Annotated in this window: 23 protein-coding genes and 1 tRNA gene; 17 read left to right on the plus strand and 7 right to left on the minus strand. The window is 46.1% G+C overall.

Annotated elements, in window-relative coordinates; genetic code table 11:
* Positions 1–14: 14 nt before the first annotated feature.
* From murA to V512_RS00415, 10 genes are all read left to right on the plus strand, one after another.
* Positions 15–1,283, plus strand: a complete 1,269-nt coding sequence (gene murA, locus V512_RS00370) for a UDP-N-acetylglucosamine 1-carboxyvinyltransferase (protein ID WP_099828484.1) — start codon at positions 15–17, stop codon at positions 1,281–1,283.
* Positions 1,284–1,722: 439 nt separating this feature from the next.
* Positions 1,723–2,520: a radical SAM protein gene (locus V512_RS00375; protein WP_243392171.1), complete on the plus strand. Its 798-nt coding sequence runs from the start codon at positions 1,723–1,725 to the stop codon at positions 2,518–2,520.
* Entirely contained in the window at positions 2,521–2,874 is a 354-nt protein-coding gene (locus V512_RS00380; protein ID WP_099828486.1) for a Na+/H+ antiporter subunit E, read from the plus strand.
* Positions 2,871–3,119, plus strand: a complete 249-nt coding sequence (locus V512_RS00385; protein WP_099828487.1) for a hypothetical protein — start codon at positions 2,871–2,873, stop codon at positions 3,117–3,119. The genes V512_RS00380 and V512_RS00385 overlap by 4 nt, the downstream gene beginning before the upstream one ends.
* Entirely contained in the window at positions 3,116–3,397 is a 282-nt protein-coding gene (locus tag V512_RS00390) for a monovalent cation/H(+) antiporter subunit G (protein ID WP_099828488.1), read from the plus strand. The genes V512_RS00385 and V512_RS00390 overlap by 4 nt, the downstream gene beginning before the upstream one ends.
* On the plus strand, positions 3,394–4,083 hold the full coding sequence (locus tag V512_RS00395; RefSeq protein WP_099828489.1) for a hydrogenase subunit MbhD domain-containing protein: 690 nt from the start codon (positions 3,394–3,396) through the stop codon (positions 4,081–4,083). The genes V512_RS00390 and V512_RS00395 overlap by 4 nt, the downstream gene beginning before the upstream one ends.
* On the plus strand, positions 4,080–4,751 hold the full coding sequence (locus V512_RS00400) for an MnhB domain-containing protein (RefSeq protein ID WP_099828490.1): 672 nt from the start codon (positions 4,080–4,082) through the stop codon (positions 4,749–4,751). Before V512_RS00395 ends, V512_RS00400 begins: the two co-directional genes overlap by 4 nt.
* Positions 4,748–5,107: a cation:proton antiporter subunit C gene (locus tag V512_RS00405; RefSeq protein WP_099828491.1), complete on the plus strand. Its 360-nt coding sequence runs from the start codon at positions 4,748–4,750 to the stop codon at positions 5,105–5,107. Before V512_RS00400 ends, V512_RS00405 begins: the two co-directional genes overlap by 4 nt.
* Positions 5,104–6,546 carry a proton-conducting transporter membrane subunit gene (locus tag V512_RS00410; RefSeq protein WP_099828492.1) on the plus strand — a complete coding sequence of 481 codons (1,443 nt, stop codon included), beginning with the start codon at positions 5,104–5,106 and terminating at the stop codon, positions 6,544–6,546. The genes V512_RS00405 and V512_RS00410 overlap by 4 nt, the downstream gene beginning before the upstream one ends.
* 34 nt (positions 6,547–6,580) lie before the next feature.
* Positions 6,581–6,656: transfer RNA gene (locus tag V512_RS00415), tRNA-Trp, on the plus strand.
* Positions 6,657–6,688: 32 nt separating this feature from the next.
* Here V512_RS00415 and V512_RS00420 read toward each other — a convergent pair.
* Positions 6,689–7,165, minus strand: a complete 477-nt coding sequence (locus V512_RS00420; protein WP_099828493.1) for a GNAT family N-acetyltransferase — start codon at positions 7,163–7,165, stop codon at positions 6,689–6,691.
* 15 nt (positions 7,166–7,180) lie between these two features.
* Positions 7,181–7,684 carry an HPP family protein gene (locus V512_RS00425; RefSeq protein ID WP_165775308.1) on the minus strand — a complete coding sequence of 168 codons (504 nt, stop codon included), beginning with the start codon at positions 7,682–7,684 and terminating at the stop codon, positions 7,181–7,183.
* 126 nt (positions 7,685–7,810) lie between these two features.
* Here V512_RS00425 and V512_RS00430 point away from each other — a divergent pair, with 126 nt between their 5' ends.
* From V512_RS00430 to V512_RS14845, 4 genes are all read left to right on the plus strand, one after another.
* Complete coding sequence (locus V512_RS00430; RefSeq protein ID WP_099828495.1) at positions 7,811–8,092, plus strand: acylphosphatase; 282 nt, start codon at positions 7,811–7,813, stop codon at positions 8,090–8,092.
* A 19-nt stretch (positions 8,093–8,111) separates the two neighbouring features.
* Positions 8,112–9,014, plus strand: a complete 903-nt coding sequence (locus V512_RS00435) for an alpha/beta hydrolase (RefSeq protein WP_099828496.1) — start codon at positions 8,112–8,114, stop codon at positions 9,012–9,014.
* Between the two features lie 643 nt (positions 9,015–9,657).
* The gene (locus tag V512_RS14840) at positions 9,658–9,816 is read left to right on the plus strand and encodes a hypothetical protein (protein ID WP_243392172.1); all 159 of its coding nucleotides are present in this window, start codon (positions 9,658–9,660) and stop codon (positions 9,814–9,816) included.
* 39 nt (positions 9,817–9,855) lie between these two features.
* Entirely contained in the window at positions 9,856–10,083 is a 228-nt protein-coding gene (locus tag V512_RS14845) for a hypothetical protein (protein WP_243392173.1), read from the plus strand.
* Between the two features lie 444 nt (positions 10,084–10,527).
* Here V512_RS14845 and V512_RS00445 read toward each other — a convergent pair whose 3' ends face one another.
* The 5 genes from V512_RS00445 to V512_RS00465 are packed head-to-tail and all read right to left on the minus strand — an operon-like array spanning position 10,528 to position 15,802.
* Positions 10,528–11,268, minus strand: a complete 741-nt coding sequence (locus V512_RS00445; RefSeq protein WP_099828497.1) for a DeoR/GlpR family DNA-binding transcription regulator — start codon at positions 11,266–11,268, stop codon at positions 10,528–10,530.
* A gap of 24 nt (positions 11,269–11,292) precedes the next feature.
* Entirely contained in the window at positions 11,293–12,285 is a 993-nt protein-coding gene (locus V512_RS00450) for an ABC transporter permease (protein WP_099828498.1), read from the minus strand.
* Positions 12,272–13,279: an ABC transporter permease gene (locus V512_RS00455; RefSeq protein WP_099828499.1), complete on the minus strand. Its 1,008-nt coding sequence runs from the start codon at positions 13,277–13,279 to the stop codon at positions 12,272–12,274. The genes V512_RS00450 and V512_RS00455 overlap by 14 nt, the downstream gene beginning before the upstream one ends.
* Positions 13,257–14,747, minus strand: a complete 1,491-nt coding sequence (locus V512_RS00460; protein WP_099828500.1) for a sugar ABC transporter ATP-binding protein — start codon at positions 14,745–14,747, stop codon at positions 13,257–13,259. Before V512_RS00460 ends, V512_RS00455 begins: the two co-directional genes overlap by 23 nt.
* Before the next feature lie 44 nt (positions 14,748–14,791).
* Positions 14,792–15,802: an autoinducer 2 ABC transporter substrate-binding protein gene (locus V512_RS00465; protein WP_165775309.1), complete on the minus strand. Its 1,011-nt coding sequence runs from the start codon at positions 15,800–15,802 to the stop codon at positions 14,792–14,794.
* A gap of 509 nt (positions 15,803–16,311) precedes the next feature.
* Between V512_RS00465 and xylB the strand changes: the two genes are divergently transcribed.
* From xylB to V512_RS00480, 3 genes are all read left to right on the plus strand, one after another.
* Positions 16,312–17,823: a xylulokinase gene (gene xylB, locus V512_RS00470; RefSeq protein WP_165775310.1), complete on the plus strand. Its 1,512-nt coding sequence runs from the start codon at positions 16,312–16,314 to the stop codon at positions 17,821–17,823.
* A complete protein-coding gene (locus V512_RS00475; RefSeq protein WP_099828503.1) occupies positions 17,816–18,460 on the plus strand; it encodes a class II aldolase/adducin family protein in 645 nt (214 codons plus the stop codon). The genes xylB and V512_RS00475 overlap by 8 nt, the downstream gene beginning before the upstream one ends.
* A 181-nt stretch (positions 18,461–18,641) precedes the next feature.
* On the plus strand, positions 18,642–19,763 hold the full coding sequence (locus tag V512_RS00480; RefSeq protein ID WP_099828504.1) for a DUF1343 domain-containing protein: 1,122 nt from the start codon (positions 18,642–18,644) through the stop codon (positions 19,761–19,763).
* The last annotated feature ends 11 nt before the right edge of the window (positions 19,764–19,774 follow it).

Here is a 19,774-nt window from a genome sequence, read left to right on the forward strand (position 1 = left end):
ATTGGAGGGTTATTATGAGCCAGCTCGTTGTTATGGGAAATACACGTCTCAAAGGCGAGATAAGGGCAAGTGGCTCCAAAAATTCAGTGCTACCGATTCTTGCGGCTACAGTAATGATTGAAGAGCCAGTCGTCATAAAGAATGTGCCAGAATTGCGAGATGTCCAGACGATGATATCAATACTTCAGCAAATTGGAAAGACAGTCGCTTTCGAAAATGAAACCGTCACAATAATGCCTGGAGAGATTCTAGTAGGAAACGTTCCATATGAACTCGTAAGAAAAATGAGAGCCTCATTCAACATTATTGGTCCTCTTGCTATGATTTGTGGATGGGCCAAGGTTGGAAAACCTGGTGGCTGCAATATCGGCCAGCGTCCTGTTGATTTTCATCTCAAGGGTTTGGAGGCTTTTGGATTCAAGATAACCGAAGAGCACGGCGACGTTATGGCCGTGATCCCGCAGAATTTCGAGAAAGAGATAATCTATGCTCTTCCATTTCCCAGTGTGGGAGCTACCGAGCAGCTAATGACTACTGCAGCGCTTATGGAGGGGAGCGTGGTAACGATTGAAAACGCCGCGCGTGAACCCGAAATTTCTGATCTTCAGAACTTTCTTAACAAGTGTGGTGCACAAGTCAGTGGTGCCTCAACTCCAACCATCAAAGTGACAGGAGTTGGAAAGCTTACTGGAGCAGAGTATTCAGTTATTCCAGATAGAGTAGAAATCGGAACGTATTTACTCGGAGCGATCGCCACCAAAGGTGACATTAAAATCCATGGGGCAATTGCAGACCATTTGATTGCCCTTTTGAGAATTCTCGAAGAGATGGGTGCAGGCATTGAAAAGAGCCATGAATATTTGCGAGCTTTCTGGAAAGGCCCTTTGAACCCTGTTAGAGTATCATCTGAACCATACCCTGGATTTCCAACAGATCTTCAAGCAATAATAACGGCCGTTTTAGCGACGGTTGAGGGCACTTCGGTGCTTGAGGAAAACGTCTTCGAAAATCGTTTTGGGTATGTAGATGAGCTAAACCGTATGGGAGCTCAGATAAAAGTCTCGAGCAGCCATGCGAATATTCGTGGTGTGAAAAAGCTAAGTGGAGCAGAAGTCGTTGCGCCAGATATCAGGGCCGGTGCTGCTCTGGTAATGGCCGGGCTAGCTGCGGACGGAGAGACAATCATCAACAATGCCACACACCTATTCAGAGGGTATGAAAGATTCCAGGAGAAACTGAGGACACTGGGAGCAAAGATAACTTTCTATCCCGATGAAGAATGAAGGAGAAACGAGGTTAGGGGTGGTAGGAGGTCGGATCATGAGAACTGTGGGCCGTTGAGCGGTTTTCCGCTGGCGAAGAAAAAGGAACTGGATGCTGAAACAAGTTCAGCTTGACGGGATGTAAGACTCTCAGTACGATGTTGGATTGGTTGTACGTAAGGGATTGTTGGTTAGGCGAACTTGCCCGAAGTGTTCCTTTTCCCTCGCTTAGCCCAAACATAATCTTAGTCTCCCTAGACTCGAATTTGTGTGATAGTATCAGCTCACGGTCTTCCGACAACCTTTAGAGTGAAGAGAAGGAATGGATTGAATGGATTCAAATTTAGAAAAACTCGACAGAGTACATAAAGCAATAGAAAAAACGAGAGAAAGACTGCACTCTTGTGACCTGTGCCCTAAGAAATGTCATGTGAACAGGTATGAGACTTCTGGTTTCTGCATGCAGAGGATTGAACCAAGAGTCTCAGCAACAGTACTACACTTTGGGGAAGAACCACCTTTGGTGAAGGAAGGCGGTGCAGGTGCTGTCTTTTTTAGTGGCTGCACAATGAGCTGCCTCTACTGTCAAAACTTCGCTTTCAGTCAGAAGAACGCAGGCAAGGTCTTTTCATTTGAAGAGCTATCACGACACTTCATGAAGATTCAGGAGGAAGGGGCCGCTTGCATCGATCTCGTCACTCCAACTCCTAATTTGCATGGCTTCCTCAAAGCCTACGAACTTGCACTTGAGGAGGGCTTTTCCCTTCCAGTAGTGTTCAACACTAGCGGTTATGAAGAAGTAAGTACTTTGCAGCTTCTCGATGGAATCGTCGACATCTATCTCACAGATATAAGATATACCGACGATGCGCTTGGAGAGAAATACTCCCTTGTCCCCGATTACTGGACTGTCACAAAGAAGGCGGTGAAGGAGATGTTTAGACAGACTGGCTCCTTCAGAGAAGAAAGAATGCGAGGAGTTATTGTCAGGCACCTTGTTCTACCTGAAGGAATAGCGGGTACAGAAGAGATGGCGGAGTTTGTGGCTTTTGAATTGTCTTCGTCCGTTCCCATATCGCTTATGTCACAGTATCGACCAGTTTACAGGGCGAGAGAGCACTACGAACTATCAAGAAAAATCTCGGAAGAGGAATACGATTATGCACTTGATGTGATAGATAGATTTGGTCTTACTGGATGGATGCAGCATTCCAAATCTAAGGAGAATTTCAGGGCCAAACCTTTGAGGTGGGACTAGATGATTTTCGTAATCTCGTTTTTTCTGTGGATCACCTTTTTTGGAAGGTTCACTCTAGCCTCGGTGGTATCGGGTTTGCTAGTATCTGTCCTTGTACAGTATGTATCTGCAAGGCTTATCCGTCCCGGTCCTGTTCTTGGTACCGTATTTCGAATTATGCTCGCTTTACCTGTTGCAGTCTTTCAAGCGTTCAGACTAATATTCTCCAAACCGATTTTTACTGTGAGAAGCGAGAAAGCACCGGAGAACAGAATCGTGGAATTTGGGAAGATAATATCAATAACGATGACTCCAGAAGAGGTGGTTATATCCAAAGATAGGGAAGGATTAGTGATCCACGAGGTGAAGAAGTGACTTTCTACGTTACAATGGTCGCAGTCATTTCATCTATTGTTATGCTCGTGTGGTTTGCTGCAGGAAGCGACCCCTGGAGACTTCTTATAGCATACTCATCTATTTCCACAAGGTTATTGATCGGGATAATCTTCATCGAAATGGTTACAGGTGTAGATTTCATATCCAGTGTTGCCTTGCTGTTTCTCATTCTCAACACGAGCGGGACAATTATCGCTGCATATTATCTGGGGGTACGACGATGATGAGAATAATCGGATACTTATTCCTTATACCCGGCCTCTTTTTCGTTGTTGCAGGCACGTTTAGGGCAATCCGCGCTCACACAATTATCGGAACACTTCATTTCTTGACGGTTGCCGACACGGTCGGACTTATATTCATCGTCATCTCCGCTTCTTTCTTTGGCCTATTGACGATAATTGAGATGTTTGCGTTTATTGTCGCTTTGATGGTCACCGGCCCTCTCGTTACTCATGTCATTGCAAGAGCGTTCATAAATGCGGGGGGAAGGGATAGATGAATTTCGTCATAATCGCAATCAGCTCTCTTTATCTTGTCAGCGCGATAATCGTCCTTTCATCAAGGACTAACTTCCAGAGTGTTATCTGGTTTGGCATTATGGGTTCGGTCTCGGCCGTCATCATGATGATCATAGGAGCGCCGGATGTCGCGATGACTCAGTTCTCTGTCGGAGTTGCACTGGTTCTAATCGTATACATAATGGCACTTAAGAAACAGCGCCGTGTCCGTCTCGGATTTCTCGATGTGCCTTCGATGATAGAGGAGTCGCCTTCCGGTCTGAGAGGGCTGGAGTGGGAGATCATTCGGCTTGTTGACGAAAAGGAAGGTTATCACGTTGAACCAGTTAAGTTCTCTTCAAAGGAAGATGCATTGAATGCCGTTGAGAATCATGAAGTCGATTTGGTTTGTGGAGCATTTACAGAGGACGACGTTTCAGGTAGAACAAAAGGCATCCCTTATCTGGAGACTTCAATATTTGTCTGCAACGGAGAGGAAATTGATTTTGTGAGACTGAAACACTTGAGCAGAAACGCTATTTCCCCGACGCCAGAGTTCCTGAAAAAGAGCCGCTATGTCTTTGTCATTTCCATGAATTCGCCGGATCTGGAAAAGGATATTCTTGAAGGACTGAACGAGATTAGATCTTCAGGGAATATCGAAGAGATAGTGGGGCGGTACCTGTGAAGATAGCAGGAATCATAGCAGTTACAATAATCTTTGTCATTGTTATGCTTTCATTTGATCCCTCTGGAAGTATCCCCAGGCCGATAGAGCAAATTGTGGAACGAGTTAACGTGCCCAACGCAGTTACAAGCGTTTATCTTGAGGCGAGACTCTATGACACGATATTTGAGATAATCGTCTTCACTGTAACGGCTCTGGGAGTCGCCGCCCTTCTTGCATCGCTTCCAGTGAACATCGATGAAGGCCAGCAGGTATTTGGTACAGTAACTGTCTACAGCGGGGGCCTGGCCGCCTTGTCGATAACCCTTTTCCTATATGTGGTAATAAACGGCCATATCACCCCGGGTGGAGGTTTTGTTGGCGGAGTTGTACTTGCAACAGGCGTAATCACTTACGGTCTCACTTCCAGTTTCAAGAAGGCAAGTCTTCATTATGATATGCTGAAGATCGGTGTGTTTGAGAAAATCAGTTTCGTGCTAATTTTCGCACTCTCAACTTTGATCATTCTTTTACCAGAAACCCACTCACAATTACTTTCTGAGGCTGGCTTCGGTTCGACTTTCAGCGGTGGCTTTATCCCTATACTGAACATTCTCATCGGAATCAAAGTGTACGCCGGCGCATGGAAGATGTCCAGCGAGTTTATTAGCAGACGAGGAACACTATGACAGGAACTATCGTAATCTATTTCTCAATTTTGGGAATGCTCGTGGGGACGATTGGCATGATTCTCTCGAAGGACCTCATAAAGAAGATTCTCTCTTTAGGTATTGTGGAGACTTCGATAAACCTCATGTACACAGGAATCTCAGCAAGAAGTGGGATAATACCTCCCATAGTCAGCGGCGATTTTTCGAGTGCTTTCTACGCCGACCCCATACCTCAAGCAGTCATAATCACAGGGATTGTGATATCATTTGCCCTGCTTTGTCTTTCACTCGTATTCGCGATCATAATATACAACAGATACCACACAATGAACGTTGAGACGATCGAAATGATCTTCGAGAGGGAGAAACAGTGATCGCGCTCGTCTTTCTGCCCGTCCTGGGAGGAATTGTCTGTCTGGTGCTGAAAGACAGGAAGTCGGTCAGTCCGATTGTAGCGATTGTGACTACTTTTGCAAGTGGAAGCGTTCTTCCTTTCGTTATCTTTGAAGATGCTTCGATTATTCTTGGAAAGTGGGGTTCGCTTGGAATCGGTATGGCTGTCGATGAATTCGCAATTCCCTTTCTTTTGTCTACATTCATCGTGATGCTTGCGGTGATCCTGAATTCTATCAAGAGAGGCTATGACGGCTTCTTCTACGCCTTGATCCTCATACTTTATGGAACTCTGAATTCGATATTCCTTTCGAGGGACCTTTTCAGCATCTTCGTAACCATAGAACTCGCGTCGATTATTTCCTTCATTCTGATTTCCTACGAGAAAAAGCCCCGTCAGGCCTGGGCCAGCCTTAAGTATCTGCTCCTCTCTTCCCTAGGGCTGAACTTCTATCTACTGGGAATCGGGATTGTCTATATGGAGACGGGTTCATTTGCGATGGATAGTCTGGAACAGGTTTCAACTATCGCAACCGTTCTGATCTTCGGAGGACTGGCCGTGAAGTCCGGCCTTTTCTTTTTCTCCATGTGGCTTCCAGACGCTCATTCCAATGCGCCCATAGAAGTCTCTCCAATACTATCCGGCCTCATTGTCAAGCTTGACGTGTACCTGTCTATAAGGTTCATCACGTATTCCTCTTTCGGCTGGATGAGAGATACCTATATGATAATCGGCATCGTTAGCGCAATTGTCGGCGTTATCTTCGCCGTCAATTCAAAGAACGCCAAAAGGGTCCTCGCATACCATACTATATCTCAAGTTGGCTTCATGCTCGTAAACTGTGACAAGTCCTCTGCCTGGCACGGCTTTAGCCATGCAATATTCAAAACGCTACTCTTTCTGGTCGTCGGGAATATATCGGCTAGACTTGGTACAAAGGAGTATTCAAAGTGGTCGGGGAAGATCACAAAAGTCGAGTATGCCTTTCTTTTGATCGGTTCGCTTGCTATAGCGGGATTTCCTATGACATCCGGGTGTGTAACTAAAGAGATCATCATACACGGCGCTTGTTGTCCCTCATTGAAGATCCTGCTTCTTATTGCTTCCGCTGGAACGGCAATGAGCTTCTCGAAGTTTATCTTTCTCAAACCCGGTAAATCTTCCTCCTGGCCGGCCGCGAATACCGTTGCTGCTTACTCCATCTTGTCCGGAGTCATAATAATACACGGGATCATCGGTTTCGAAATATACATGTTCGAATCATTACTTACCGTTATCGCGGGAATGGCGGGGTATCTTCTGCTGCGCAAGTTCCTTAGACCTCTGCCGGTTTACTTCGAGAGAATCGATTCGGCACTTTCTTCTTATCTCATACTCTTTCTTATTTCGATCGTGCTGGCAATAATCCTCTCCTCTTGAAAAGGAGTATCGATTCCGCTATAATCGTCTTTGTAGGCGAGTAGCTCAATTGGCAGAGCGACGGTCTCCAAAATCGTAGGTCGGGGGTTCGAGGCCCTCCTCGCCTGCCAGAAAAGAGAGGAATCATCCTCTCTTTTTCTTTTTATTTATCTCCGATCGCCTTGGCCATATTCATACTGGTTACTTCATATCCCATCTTCTTGTAAAGAGCAACCGCCACGGTGTTATGTGCGAAGACGTGAAGCGAAAGCTGTTCTACTCCGAGCTCCCTGGCATATTCTTCAAGCGCTTCGAGGCTCAGCTTTCCGTAACCTTTTCCTCTGAATTCTTTGTAGATCACGAAATCATAGATGAATCCCTTATTTTCCGTAGCGGAGAAAACATGCAGCCAGAGATAACCTATCTTCTTGCCTGTCTCCCTTTCTATAAGGCTCAGGAGTTCATGATTCTCTGTGTTAAGCCCGTTGGTAAGCAATGAATCGATTTCTCTTCTCGATTTCTCGAGCGCGTCCTTCTCTTCCCATCTTCCCGATTTGACATTCTCTATCGCATAGTTTCTTACCAATCCTTCGGTAAAGATCTCGAACTCATCGGGCTTCATCTTTTCCAGCCTTATCATTCAGTTACCTCCTTCCTAGACAAGATCCAGCAAGTGTTTCTTCAAGAGTTCTTTTACTGAAAAGACGATGATTATCCCAAGAATGGTTATAGTTGCAGTTCTAACACTGAAACCGTCAAGAGTCAACCCCAATGCAAGTCCGGCAGCCGGTGGATGCTCTGAATCGGTTATCACCATGGCAAACATAGTTAGACCTATCGCCAAAGATCCCATGAAGGCGAATGAGATGTTATCAGACCACTGAATATTAGTATGTTTAGTCAGCAGATCCAAAACATGAACTCCAAAAGCTACCAGCAGACCGATTGCGTTGCCTCCCAGAACGTACCTTGCGCTGGATGCCCTAAGATTTGGCATCGCAAAGACAATGAATGTCGATGCCCCAAACGAAGCAACAACAACTGCTTCAGAGAGCGCATCAATAAAGAGCAGAATCACGAAGACCGAAATGATCGTGAGCAAAGTCTGGAAAACGTACTTGAGCGGATATTGTCGGAACTTGGAATCTAGTGTTATCATCTTACCTCCTGATTCGCCAAGAAATAACTGCATCTCTCAAGAGAAAGATTTAGGTACCATCAACTGATAGAATCTTCCTATGAAGAGATAGGAATATTCTAAACCATAGGGAGGTCAAGTCGTAGTGTGAGAACGGTTGAAGTTACTCTCGAAGGGAGAGTTCAGAGAGTTGGAATGAGAAACTTCGTGAGGCGGCTTGCAGAAAAACACAGAATCACCGGGTATGTAGAAAACCTGGAAGATGGGTCCGTAAGAATTGTCGCTAGAGGCAATGAGACTGAACTTGCATTGTTCTTGAGAAAAGTGAAAAAGGGATCTCTTCCCGTAAGGCTTTCTGGAGGAAAGATCACCAGAATAATCGAACAGCCCTCTCAAGAGCTGGAATTCAGGGGCTTCGAAAAGAGGTAATTCCATATGGAGGGAAAAAATGATAATTGCCGTAATAATTTTAGTTGCTGTTGCATTTCTGGCCATTGTGGGATTTGTTCTCTCAAATAGGGTCATAAAACCCAGACAGATCCCTTACGAAGAGACCTACCGCATCGAAGTCGAGAATGGCAGAATGGATCCAGATTGGTTCGAAGAGGTCGAAAAGGAAGAGATTTGGGTTGATTCTCCTTATGGATACAAACTCCACGGGTTTCTGATTCCTAACGACAATTCCGAAAGAACCGTAATTATCTGTCACGGCATCACTTATTCACTTTTCGGTTCCATAAAGTATGCAAAGGTTTTTCACAAGCTGGGCTACAACATCATCGTATATGACCACAGGAATCACGGAAAAAGCGGAGGTACGAATACGACTCTAGGCTTCTACGAGAAGCATGATCTTGCCGCTGTAAAGAAATGGGTTCTGGAAAGACTTGGGGCGAATACTCGAATCGGCCTACACGGAGAATCGATGGGTGCTGCAATAGCTCTTCAATACCTTTCTCTTGATAACGAGATCGATTTCTGCGTCGCCGACTGCGGTTTTTCTGACCTCGAAGAATTGCTGTCGGTAAGGTTGCGTGAGGACTTTCACCTTCCCTCGATTCCATTCATTTGGCTGGCTCGATTCTTTGCAAAACTCCTGACTGGCGCGAATCTAAAAGAAGTAAGCCCAATAAAATCCGTAAGAGAGTCGTCAGTTCCAGTGATGTTCGCGCACGGAGCTGAAGACCATTACGTTCCAACCTATATGAGCGAAAAGATGTACAGAGAAAACAATTCGAAAAACCATCTTCTAGTAGTTCCCGGAGCTGCTCATGCAGCGTCTCTCCCAACCGATCCGATCACATATGAAAAAGAAGTTGAAAGCTTCCTTCGCAAGCATAAGCTCCTATGAAAGATTACACTCTCCTTATCATTTATCATATTAAATAAAATATCCAACAAATCGCACTTCAGACTTGAGAATCTAATCTCCTTACCGTACTTTTTCGTATTTATGTGCCTATGTTTGTCATATTAGCAGTCAAAGGGCCTTATAACTTTGAAATTAGCTGCACTTTATGGATAATCACTTCTCATACTTCTTAATCATTGAATACCTTAACTTGGCACTCTTAGAATTATTATGTTGGACTTTGTAATACTTTGATATATGTTCTAATTATTGCAAAATACTGTTGTGTATTACTATGTGTTTTTATAATAATTGCCATTGAGATGATAATAGTGCACCAAAAAAAATTATTCTACACTATACGTACTAATTAGACGTTCTGTGCAATGTCACAGAACTAAATTAAAAAGGGGGCGAAAGAAATTGCGTAAGAGACTTACCTTGTTTCTTCTCGTAACTGCACTAGTTTTTGGTGGCAGTATTTTCCTACTGAGAAGGGACCAATATCTGATATCATCTACTTCAACGTTAAGATGTCTCAAGAACTAGGTCTGAGGGCAGTCGCCGAAGGACTAACGGATATTTTCATGGAAGGAGTTCCCGGCCCAACCCTGATGGGAATGGATCAGGCAACTCGAGAAAAATGGATATCTACTCCGTTCCGTCGCTGACTTATACTCTTTTCGTCAATCCATACCCGAACGAAGCTCCTTATGTGGGAGAGGTTAATGGAAAAGACTTCTTCAACGTAATGGCTATCAACGAGTTCAGGTATGCTCTCAATGATCTGATCAACAGGTAGTATATCGTTGACGAGATCCTCGGAGGAGCCGGCGGACCGATGCTCTCTATCGCAACTCCAGGTCAGCCCGGTACCTACAGATACGGTCTGGTAGCGAACAAACTCGGCCTTAGCTTTGAAGGTAACGAGACGAGAGCTATCGAGGCCATGAAAAAAGCTCTTGAAGAAGCCTCCAAGATTCCTGAGAATCAGGGGAGGCTCGTTGAAAGAGCCGGCAAATGGTGCTTCGACAACGAACCCGTCACCGTAAGGTTCGTTACGCTATGAACCCTGCACTCTCGCAGTGAAGCTCTCGACAATGCTCTTTCTCGATTGATCCTTTCGGTGGACGGGTTCATGATCTGGGACGATGGACCAAGGATGTCTCCTCAAAGCTGATCGCTGCTAAAAACAACGTTGAACCCAGCAAAAGCTTCCCAGACGAAGTGGGCATTGCGTCCCTGAACAATCTTCGCCGGCATTCCGATTCGGAGGACGATGGACCGTTGACGGTCAACGTTGTGCTCAGCAGCGTTCAGCGAAAAGCGTCTCTTTCCCCGCGAAGCGGGCACTGCGACCTAGCGTGATCTTCGCTAGCCTTGCGTCTGATGTTTTATTCCAGCATCACTTTCTGGGGCAGCCAACCTTGCGCCCCGCCGAAGGCGGCAATACATCTTGTGTCAGCGATAACCGGCTCTTGCCATTCGTCTTATCGACTTCCAGGAAGATTTCTCAACTATGAAGTGAAGGTATAAAATCTTTCTCTTCAGTGATGACTCTGTTTATTTCGCCAACTTCAGCCATCTTGAAGGGAGCAATAACATCGAATTTGCTCCTGTCTATTAGAAGTATTCTCTCACTCGAGTTGAGAAGCATTTTTCTCTTTATACTAGCAGAAAACGGACTGAGTTCGAAGGTACCTATCTTGCTTCTGAACGAGGCTGCCGAAAAGAAGAACTTGTTTGCATATATGGAGCTCACGAGACTTTCGGCTCTAGGTCCGATGAGCGAATCAAATCCATACTGTAGGCTTCCGCCGCTCGATTCAACTGAAAACCCCTGTATTTTCGATAGGGCAAGCAGGATGTTGATTCCATTCGTGATTATGTGCAGTTTATTGAAAGCCCTGGATAGCTTCAAAGCAAAAACGTAGCATGTGGTGCTTTCATCTATGAAGAGGACATCGTTTTCTTCAACATACTCTATAGCTTTTGAGGCTATTATCTCCTTTGACTCTCTCTCTACTCTGAGTCTTCTCAAGAAGAAGCTGTTGGGATCTGTTTCTTGATTCACCGCTCTTACGACTCCGTATCCGTTGATAAGGAGGCCGGATTTCTGCAGATCTCTCAAGTCTCTTCTCAGCGTGACGAGAGAAACATCCATTAGGGATGCAAGTTCTTGAGTATTGATCGATTCTCTTTCGGAAAGAACGCTGAGAATGTTTTGTCTTCTGTCTTCTTTCTTCAAAGCCATTTGCTCAACTCCAGCATATCTGTTTTATCTGACTCTCCTCCTGGCTAATCTTAGAGCCTCTACACCAAGGAGGAGTGCACCCCAAAGCGCCAGCGTGAGAAACTGACTTATCCCAAGAAGGTTCAGGCCGCTTGAGATCACTTGCAACAAGACCAACCCAAGGAAAACACCGGACACCTTTCCAAATCCACCATTTGGATTGATTCCACCCAGAACTGAAACTAACACGGTAACTAGAAGATATGAAGAACCATAACCGGCTTTTGCGGAATTGAATCTGGCTATCATTATCAGTGATGCGATACCTGCAAGAAGACCAGATATCATGTATACGAGAATAATCACTTTGTTCGTATTTATCCCAGAGAAACCGGTCGCCTTGATGTTCGAACCAATCATGTAAGTGGATAGACCCAGACGAGTCTTGTTAAGCAAAATCGCCACTGCTATCGCGACCGCTATCAGAATGAACATAGGAACGGGGACTCCCAGAAATGTACCGTTGCCGATTACCAGAAGACTCCTGGGGAGGCCCGAAATCACGTACCCCCTTGTTATTACGAGGCTTATTCCTTCTAGAAGCGTCATCGTACCAAGTGTCGCAAGAATCGGAGAGATCCCTATATATGCTATTATCACTCCGTTCGCAAGACCCACTATCAGCGAAATGGACATTCCTGCGAGAATCGCCAGAAACACTATCCAGCCCAATTCACTCCCTCCCATGTTGGGAGTCACATTTCTTGTCAGAATCATTGCCATGATTATTCCCGAGAGATTCGCCGAGCTTATTATGGAGAGGTTTATCCCACCCGTAAGCATAGTTATCATCATCGCGAAGGCAAGCACTCCCAGTTCGGGAAGCTGGAAGGCCATAGACTGAAGATTGCTTGGTCTGAGGAACTTGCCGGGGAGAGCGAGTGAAAACAGCAAGACGAGAATCGCAAGTATTACTCCCAGGGAGAAAATCTCTGAGTTCTTCGACAGTATTCCTCTCTTAGTGTCACTCTTCGACATTGATTATCGCCCCTTTTCTCTCGCGCAGTTTCCTCTGGTATGCTGTTATTCCTACGCTAATGACAATTATGGCCCCAACGAAGACCTTGTGCCAATAAGAAGAGATTCCCAACAGCGTCAACCCGTTCTGAACAATTACTATTAGACCAAATCCCAGAATCGTTCCGAGGATGCTCCCAGTACCTCCGGCCAAACTCGCACCTCCGAGCACCACCGCAGCCAGGACTTCGAGCTCTCTTCCCATAAGAGCATTGGGAGCTACAGTGAGCATCATATTCGCCTGGACCGTAGAAGCTATGCCTGCTAGAAAGCCCATGTAACAATAGACGAAAAGCTGCGTCTTGAGAACGCTTATGCCCACACGTCTTGCGGCTTCTTGATTTCCGCCCACGGCGTATATGTTTCTTCCCAGAGCCGTGTGCTTAAGTATCAGCCACGTAAGAATGAAGGAAATAACAAGAACTAGAATCGGTATAGTAATTCCCGGGTTGTCTCCGAATCTGACGAGATTCCTCTCCATGAACCACATTGGGAAGCCGTAAATCCAGGTACCGCCGCTTATAAATATCAGAAGGCCGTAGAACAGGTTCATGGTTGCGATCGTCACTATTATTGGCGGAGTTTTGAGGAAATAAATCAGTAAAGCGTTGATAAAACCCAGAGCAATTCCTACAACCCCTCCTATAGCAAAGGCCAGGAACATATTTCCGCCCCAATGTATAACGATAGTAGCCATTACATACTGCGCAACAGTAGCGATGGCAGTGAAAGAAATGTCAATCCCTCCAGAGATTAGGACAACGAGCACACCCGCAGCCATAATTGCAAGGAAAGAATTGCTTTCCACCATGCCGTAAATATTGGTGAAGGTCAGGAAGCTTGGCTTCATAATAGTGAAAAACAGAGACACTACGACTATCACAAGCAAGAGGTAGAATTCGCTCTTGCCGAATGCCTTTCTCAATACTGAATTACTGTCCGTTGATCTTCTCATACAGCTCTTTCTCCGTAAGCTCGCTGGAATTATACTTACCGACTATTCTGCCCGCACTCATTATGTACGTCGTATTTGAATGGTATATGGCTTCTTCAGCTTCATCGGTGATCATGATAATAGAAATGCCTTCTGCCGCCAGTTCTCTTACTATCTTATATATGCTGTCTTTTGCGGCAACATCGATTCCCACCGTCGGCGAATCAAGGATCAACACCTTCGGGTTTATTGCAAGCCACTTGGCGATTACAACTCTCTGCTGGTTGCCGCCGGAAAGAGTATTCACGGGAGAATCAACAGACGGAATCTTTATCGAAAGTTCATCGACCCAACGCCTCACTTCTGTTCTCTCCTTGACCTTGCTCAAGAGCCTGATTTTCGACAGTATTCTCTTCAGAAACGTAAGCACAATGTTCTTGCTTACTGACTGTTCCATAACGAGACCATGTTGCAATCGATCCTCGGGCACATATGCAATCCCAGCTCTCATAGCGGCCAGGGCACTTCGAGGGTTGATTCTCTTCCCTTCTAACAAGATCTCTCCGTCGTCGGGAGGATTCATTCCGAATAGAGAGAGAACGAACTCGGTTCTGCCTGAACCCATCAACCCTGTAATACAGACTATCTCTCCCTTGTGAACCTTTAGATCAATGTCTTTGTAGTTGTCGGTTCTGGAAAGCTTTCTCACTTCAAGAACGACTTCATCGCCAGAATATGGAGGAAGCTTCGAGTATTCGAACTCTTTTCCCGTCATGAGATATGAGAGTTTCTGTCTTGTAAGCTCCGAAGCGTCAAACACTCCGACTTTCTTTCCGTCGCGAAGAACCGTAACTCGTTGGGCCACAGCCATTATTTCATCAAGTTTGTGGCTGACGAAAAGCGTGGCTATCTCTCTGTTCTGAAGCTCGTTGATCACTTTAATGAGAGACTGAACTTCATTCTTGCTGAGAGAAGCTGTCGGCTCATCCATAATCACCAGCCGTGCATTCGCGTTTATTGCCCTGCAGATAGCAACTATTTGTCTTTCTGCAATGGATAGCTGGCTGACTTCCCTTCGAGTATCAAGAGAAACTCCGATCTTCTTCATGGTTCTGACGGCCTCTTTTTCGGTCTCTTTCCAGTTCATTAGACGGCTTCCGGTCTCCACTCTGGAAGAGATGGCGATGTTCTCGGCCACAGTCAAATTCGGGAAGAGCGACAAATCCTGATATATTACCTGAATACCTTCCCTTACGCTATTTGAAGACTTCTGGTGACTTATTCTCCTGCCGTCAACATATATCTCGCCGCCGGGATCGGGCGAGTGAATACCCGAGATGATCTTTATCAGGGTACTTTTGCCCGAACCGTTCTCACCAACCAGGCAGTGGACCTCTCCCTTCTCCATTTCGAAATCGACTGAATCGAGGGCAAGTACACCTCCGAATCTCTTCGAGATATTCTTCATCTCCAACAACTTCTCAGCCATAATTACATCACCGGAAAGAGAGGGGGGCGGACCCCCTCTCGAAATCAGAACCCGTAAGAAAGGGCGTTTTCAGCAGTTATATCGATTTGCGCGTCAAATTTGACTATGTTTCCTTCGAGAGTTGCCTTTCCAAGACCGGGTATCTCAAAGCCATCGACGACCACCGGCACAATACCTTCCGGAACTCCGGCCTCTGCAAGAGCATTCTTTGCGTCCAGCAGTGTTTTCGCAAGATAAACCTGTGCAAATCCGGCATCCTTCGGATCCCACAGGTAACCCCACTGCATCAAACCCTGCTTCAGGTAAGGGTCAGCGTGACTCGGAATTACCGTACCTACAATCTGAACCTTTCCCTTCATGTTCCTTGCGTTGAGAGCCTGAGAGGCACCGATCGGGCCTAGAGAGCCGAACCCGACTATGCCCTTCAAGTTCGGGTAAGCATTGAGAAGCTCGAGTGTCTTCTGATAGGAAAGCTCCACACTTTCGCCACACGGAATCCTCTCGGTCACCAACTTCATGTTCGGATACTTCTCTGCAACATATGCAAGGCCTACATCTGCCCAGAAGTTGTGAAGCGGAACTGTAAGCCCGCCGACAAATACCGCAAACTCTCCTTCTCCGCCCATCAGCTGCGCGAGCTTTTCGAAGTTCGCCTCTCCGAACTTGACGTTGTCTATCGTTTCAACGTCCCAGTCGCCACCCTTCTGCTCTGGCGACTCGTGAGTGATGATAATGATGCCGTTCGCTCTTGCCTTCTCGAAGACAGGCTCAAGAGCCTTAGCATCATTAGGTACTACACAGATTGCATCGACGCCCTTGGCAATAAGGTCTTCAACAATCTTCACCTGCTGAGCAGGATCTGCATCTGAAGGCCCTATCTGGTAAGCGTTCACCCCGAGTTCTGAAGCGGCATCTTTGACACCGACTTCCATTCTGTTGAACCAGGGAATTCCACCGATCTTAACAACAACGGCGATTTCATAGTTGGCTGCTAAGACAGCAACTGTAAACAAGACACAGAGCAGGAGCATCAGAAATTTCTTGTTCATTCGCATCCCTCCTTCTATGTGACCGGTAGGCCGGCCCATCAAAAAACCATAGAAAACTACTTAAAACACTAACCTGATAACTTGTGATCAAACTCATTTTATCAATTCATTCTTTCAAATCCATACCCGAAGGAATCTGATTATTGAGACTTACGGCTGATGAATGACATTTAAGCTTTGATAGTCTCGATTCTTGTATGATATCGGCCGTGGTTCCTCTTTGAGAAGAATAATGAGTTTTATGATGATTAGAGAGTCCGAACTCCTGTAACTCAAGTCCCTTCTAAAGCCCTTTGTGGAATAGCGATTGACGCACGTTTTTGACCCAGAGCAGTTGTAATCGCAAGAGTCTCCCGTTACTTGTCTCTAATCCGATTTCACATTGCTTGAATCTTTTTGGTAAGCTTAATAAGTGTAGGCGATATGAAGTAATCACTTTGTTGATACACTTTACTCACACTGTTAATCAGCAAAAGTGTTGTCCACAAGTGCAGATGGAATATCAGGAGGCAGTAATGAAGGAAGGGATTCTGTCCATCGATCTGGGAACAATGGGAGTCAAAGTCACTCTTGTCTCCATGAGTGGTGAGATTCAGCGATCTGCTTATGCCGAGTATCCTATAATTTCTGAACTACCGGGACAGGCCGAGCAGGACCCTGCGCTCTGGTGGAAGGGGATTATCGATTGTATAAAGGAGCTCAAGTCTCATGACGCCTGCCTTCCCAAACTTGTAAATGCGATTTCGATCTGCGGTCAGATGCACACTCACGTCTATCTCGACTCTGAAGATAATCCTATAGGCCCTTCGATTACCTGGCTCGATCAGAGAAGCAGCGAAATAATAGAGCAATGGAACAAAGATGGAAGGGCAGATAGGCTCTTCGAACTCACATGGAACTTTCCAACGACTACATATGCAGCACCGCAGATTTGCTGGGTGAAAAAACACAGACCACAAGTCTTCGCGAAAACGAAGTCGATAATGATCGCCAAGGATTACATAAAGTACCTGCTGACCGGCAACAAAATCACTGATCCATCCGACGCGTCCGGGACAGCAGTTTTCGACATAAGAACCAACAAATGGAGCCCCGAAGCCCTTGACCTGATAGGCTTGGACGGCCATCTTCTTTCCGATGTAATGCCTTCGGCAAGAATAATGGGCCACATAACCGAAAGGGCAGGGAAGGAAACTGGTCTGCTGGAAGGAACTCCAGTTGTCAACGGAGGCTCAGACCACTCTGTGGCCGAATTAGGCTCCGGCCTTCTCGGCGAAGGCGAGGTATCCTGCATAGTTGGCACTGCCGGAGTTGTGGCGGCATGTACATCTACACCCGTTATCGACCCAAAAAAGAGAGTTATGTGCTGGAGCTATCCCCTGGAAGGCTACTGGGACATTCTTGGAATAACTCAAACCGCCGCTTCCAGCTTAACGTGGTTCAGAAACACATTCGACAAAGAAAGAAGCAACGAAGTCTTCGACGAATACTCTTCGATGGCCGAAAAGGTTTCTCTCGGATCCGAGGGGCTGGTCTTCCTCCCCTATCTTATGGGAGAGAGAACGCCTCTCTGGGACTCAAAGGCTCGCGGTGTTTTCTTCGGACTTACAATCAAGCATTCCAAAGCCCACATGGTTCGGGCAATCATGGAAGGGGTCTCCTTTTCAATAAAGGATTGCATGAAGGTCGTTGAAGAGCTGGGTGTGAGTTTCGACAGCGTGAATGTCATGGGCGGAGGAAGCAAGAGCCCTGTTTGGAGAAGGATCCAATCCGATGTCTATGGAAAGAAAGTCATGACGCTCGAGACCCAGGACACAGGCTCTATAGGAAACCTAATACTCGCCCTTCTTGCAACAAAGGAGATACGCGACCCCCTGGAGGCGGCCCATCTCATAAGGCGTGTCGAGAGGGTCGATCCCGATCCCGCTAGAGCAGAAAAATACGACAACTTATTTGGTATATACAAGAGAATCTACGATAGAACACGTTCAATGATGGCAGAATTGGAGGCGTATGCGGATGAATAAAGATGAATTTGCAGGACTGGTGCTGGATGCCTGTAAGAAAATGGAAGATCGGGGTATGACTGTTGGAACATGGGGAAACATAAGCGTTAAAGTGAATGATGAAACCTTCCTAATAACTCCGAGCGGGATGAGCTATGGCTGCTTGAAGATCGATGATATTGTGATGGCAGATATGGAAGGCAATACTATTGACAGCAAGCGAAAGCCAAGTATAGAGCATGCGCTGCACAGGATGATCTACAAACACCGGTCAGATGTTGGGGCGGTGATTCACACTCATCCTCAGTACTCAACGGCATTCGCCATAGCAAGAAAAGATGTGCCCGCAGTTTCGGAGGAACTCGTACAGATAATCGGAGAAGGCGTCAAGTGTGCAAAGTATGCGCTTCCCGGGACTGAGGAATTGGCCATTAACGTTGTGGAGGCTCTCGGAAACAGTAATGCAGTGCTTCTCGCGAACCACGGAGCAGTCTGCGTTGGTAGCAACCTGAGCGATGCTTTCAAGGTGGCCGAGGTACTTGAGAAGTCGGCAAAAACGATTATCATGGCAACAATCATAGGAACTCCTCAGGTAATTTCTCACGAGGAGTGTCTTAAGATGCAGGACTTCGTAAAGAATCACTACGGACAGAAATGAATCCTAAAAACCCTTACCACCGATCGACCAACCGCTAAGAGCCGACCGATGTCGGCTCTTTTCTTTTCCGTTGTCAATTCCAACCGATACTTGTCAAAGACTCTCCACGAGTGGGAAAATGATATGACAATATGGCATGATTGTGATTGATAAGTATACATTACCTGGAGGGGGTTATAGTATGGTTTCGCTGGGAATAGATGTCTTGCGGAAAAGAGGTTTCAAAGATCTAAGAAACAAGGCGATCGGTCTCGTCACGAACTACTCATTCGTTGACTCAGATCTGAAGTGGGGAATTGACCTCATGTTCGAAAGCAAACTCAATGTGAAAAAGATCTTCACCCCTGAACACGGACTTGGAGGAGTAGCCGACGGGGCGCATGTAAACGACGATCTCCATCCAAAATACGGCATTCCTGTGGTAAGTCTATACGGGGATAAGCGCAAACCTTTGCAGGAAGATCTCGAAGGGCTTGATGTAGTCGTATACGACATTCAGGATGTTGGCCTGAGATTCTACACATTCATCTATACTCTCGCCTATACAATGGAATCAGCGGCGGAAGCCGGAATTCAGTACGTAATTTTTGACAGGCCGAACCCGCTGGGCAGAGGGGTCTTCGGAAGCAGAATAGATGACGAGTTGCAGACCTTTGTTGGTGGCTATAGACTGCCCCTCCAGTACGGACTTACGGCAGGAGAGCTTGCCCAATATTTCAAGAAGCTCATGAAACTCGATCTCGACCTGCAAGTCGTGAAGCTTGAAGGTTGGAACGGCGAAACTTACGATGCCACGTCTCTTTTGTGGAATGTGCCTTCACCAAATGTGCCGACCTACGAATCTCTTCTAGGTTACGCGGGAACCTGCTTCTTTGAAACCACAAACGTCTCTGAAGGCCGCGGCACATTCAAGCCCTTTATCTTGATAGGCGCTCCGTGGATCAATGGATCGGATTTCGCAGCATTTCTGAAGAGAGAGTTTCCCGATCTCAGATTACGAAGCCGTGAATTCATGCCCTTCTACCGGAAGTACGCAAATGCCAGCTGCAGCGGGGTAGAGTTCTTTCCGAGAAATGACGACAACTTCTTTGTGATAACTTTGAAGATGATGGATTATTTGCTAAAATATGAACAATTTGAGATAATGGACCGCTCAGATGATCTTATCGGCATTGCGAATAGCGCACAGAAGATTAGAACCGGAAAGCTTGACTACAGCCAATGGAAACAGTCAGGGATGGAGTTCATAGAGTTCGCTGAGGATTGTCTCCTCTATCCCGGTGAACTGAATTATCGTGATTGAAGGGGGCCATC

Origin of the sequence: Mesotoga sp. Brook.08.105.5.1 (assembly GCF_002752635.1) — a bacterium.
Lineage (GTDB): Bacteria > Thermotogota > Thermotogae > Petrotogales > Kosmotogaceae > Mesotoga.

Excerpts from the sequence above, each read along its gene's own strand:
- V512_RS00375 (WP_243392171.1), top strand. The coding sequence starts at position 1,723 with ATGCAGAGGATTGAACCAAGAGTCTCAGCAACAGTACTACACTTTGGG.
- V512_RS00380 (WP_099828486.1), top strand. The coding sequence starts at position 2,521 with ATGATTTTCGTAATCTCGTTTTTTCTGTGGATCACCTTTTTTGGAAGG.
- V512_RS00480 (WP_099828504.1), top strand. The coding sequence starts at position 18,642 with ATGGTTTCGCTGGGAATAGATGTCTTGCGGAAAAGAGGTTTCAAAGAT.
- V512_RS00475 (WP_099828503.1), top strand. The coding sequence starts at position 17,816 with ATGAATAAAGATGAATTTGCAGGACTGGTGCTGGATGCCTGTAAGAAA.
- V512_RS00465 (WP_165775309.1), bottom strand. The coding sequence starts at position 15,802 with ATGCGAATGAACAAGAAATTTCTGATGCTCCTGCTCTGTGTCTTGTTT.
- V512_RS00460 (WP_099828500.1), bottom strand. The coding sequence starts at position 14,747 with ATGGCTGAGAAGTTGTTGGAGATGAAGAATATCTCGAAGAGATTCGGA.
- V512_RS14845 (WP_243392173.1), top strand. The coding sequence starts at position 9,856 with ATGCTCTCTATCGCAACTCCAGGTCAGCCCGGTACCTACAGATACGGT.
- V512_RS00405 (WP_099828491.1), top strand. The coding sequence starts at position 4,748 with ATGACAGGAACTATCGTAATCTATTTCTCAATTTTGGGAATGCTCGTG.
- V512_RS00390 (WP_099828488.1), top strand. The coding sequence starts at position 3,116 with ATGATGAGAATAATCGGATACTTATTCCTTATACCCGGCCTCTTTTTC.
- V512_RS00425 (WP_165775308.1), bottom strand. The coding sequence starts at position 7,684 with ATGATAACACTAGATTCCAAGTTCCGACAATATCCGCTCAAGTACGTT.
- V512_RS00435 (WP_099828496.1), top strand. The coding sequence starts at position 8,112 with ATGATAATTGCCGTAATAATTTTAGTTGCTGTTGCATTTCTGGCCATT.
- murA (WP_099828484.1), top strand. The coding sequence starts at position 15 with ATGAGCCAGCTCGTTGTTATGGGAAATACACGTCTCAAAGGCGAGATA.
- V512_RS00395 (WP_099828489.1), top strand. The coding sequence starts at position 3,394 with ATGAATTTCGTCATAATCGCAATCAGCTCTCTTTATCTTGTCAGCGCG.
- V512_RS00420 (WP_099828493.1), bottom strand. The coding sequence starts at position 7,165 with ATGATAAGGCTGGAAAAGATGAAGCCCGATGAGTTCGAGATCTTTACC.
- V512_RS00455 (WP_099828499.1), bottom strand. The coding sequence starts at position 13,279 with ATGAGAAGATCAACGGACAGTAATTCAGTATTGAGAAAGGCATTCGGC.
- V512_RS00445 (WP_099828497.1), bottom strand. The coding sequence starts at position 11,268 with ATGGCTTTGAAGAAAGAAGACAGAAGACAAAACATTCTCAGCGTTCTT.
- V512_RS00450 (WP_099828498.1), bottom strand. The coding sequence starts at position 12,285 with ATGTCGAAGAGTGACACTAAGAGAGGAATACTGTCGAAGAACTCAGAG.
- xylB (WP_165775310.1), top strand. The coding sequence starts at position 16,312 with ATGAAGGAAGGGATTCTGTCCATCGATCTGGGAACAATGGGAGTCAAA.
- V512_RS14840 (WP_243392172.1), top strand. The coding sequence starts at position 9,658 with ATGGATATCTACTCCGTTCCGTCGCTGACTTATACTCTTTTCGTCAAT.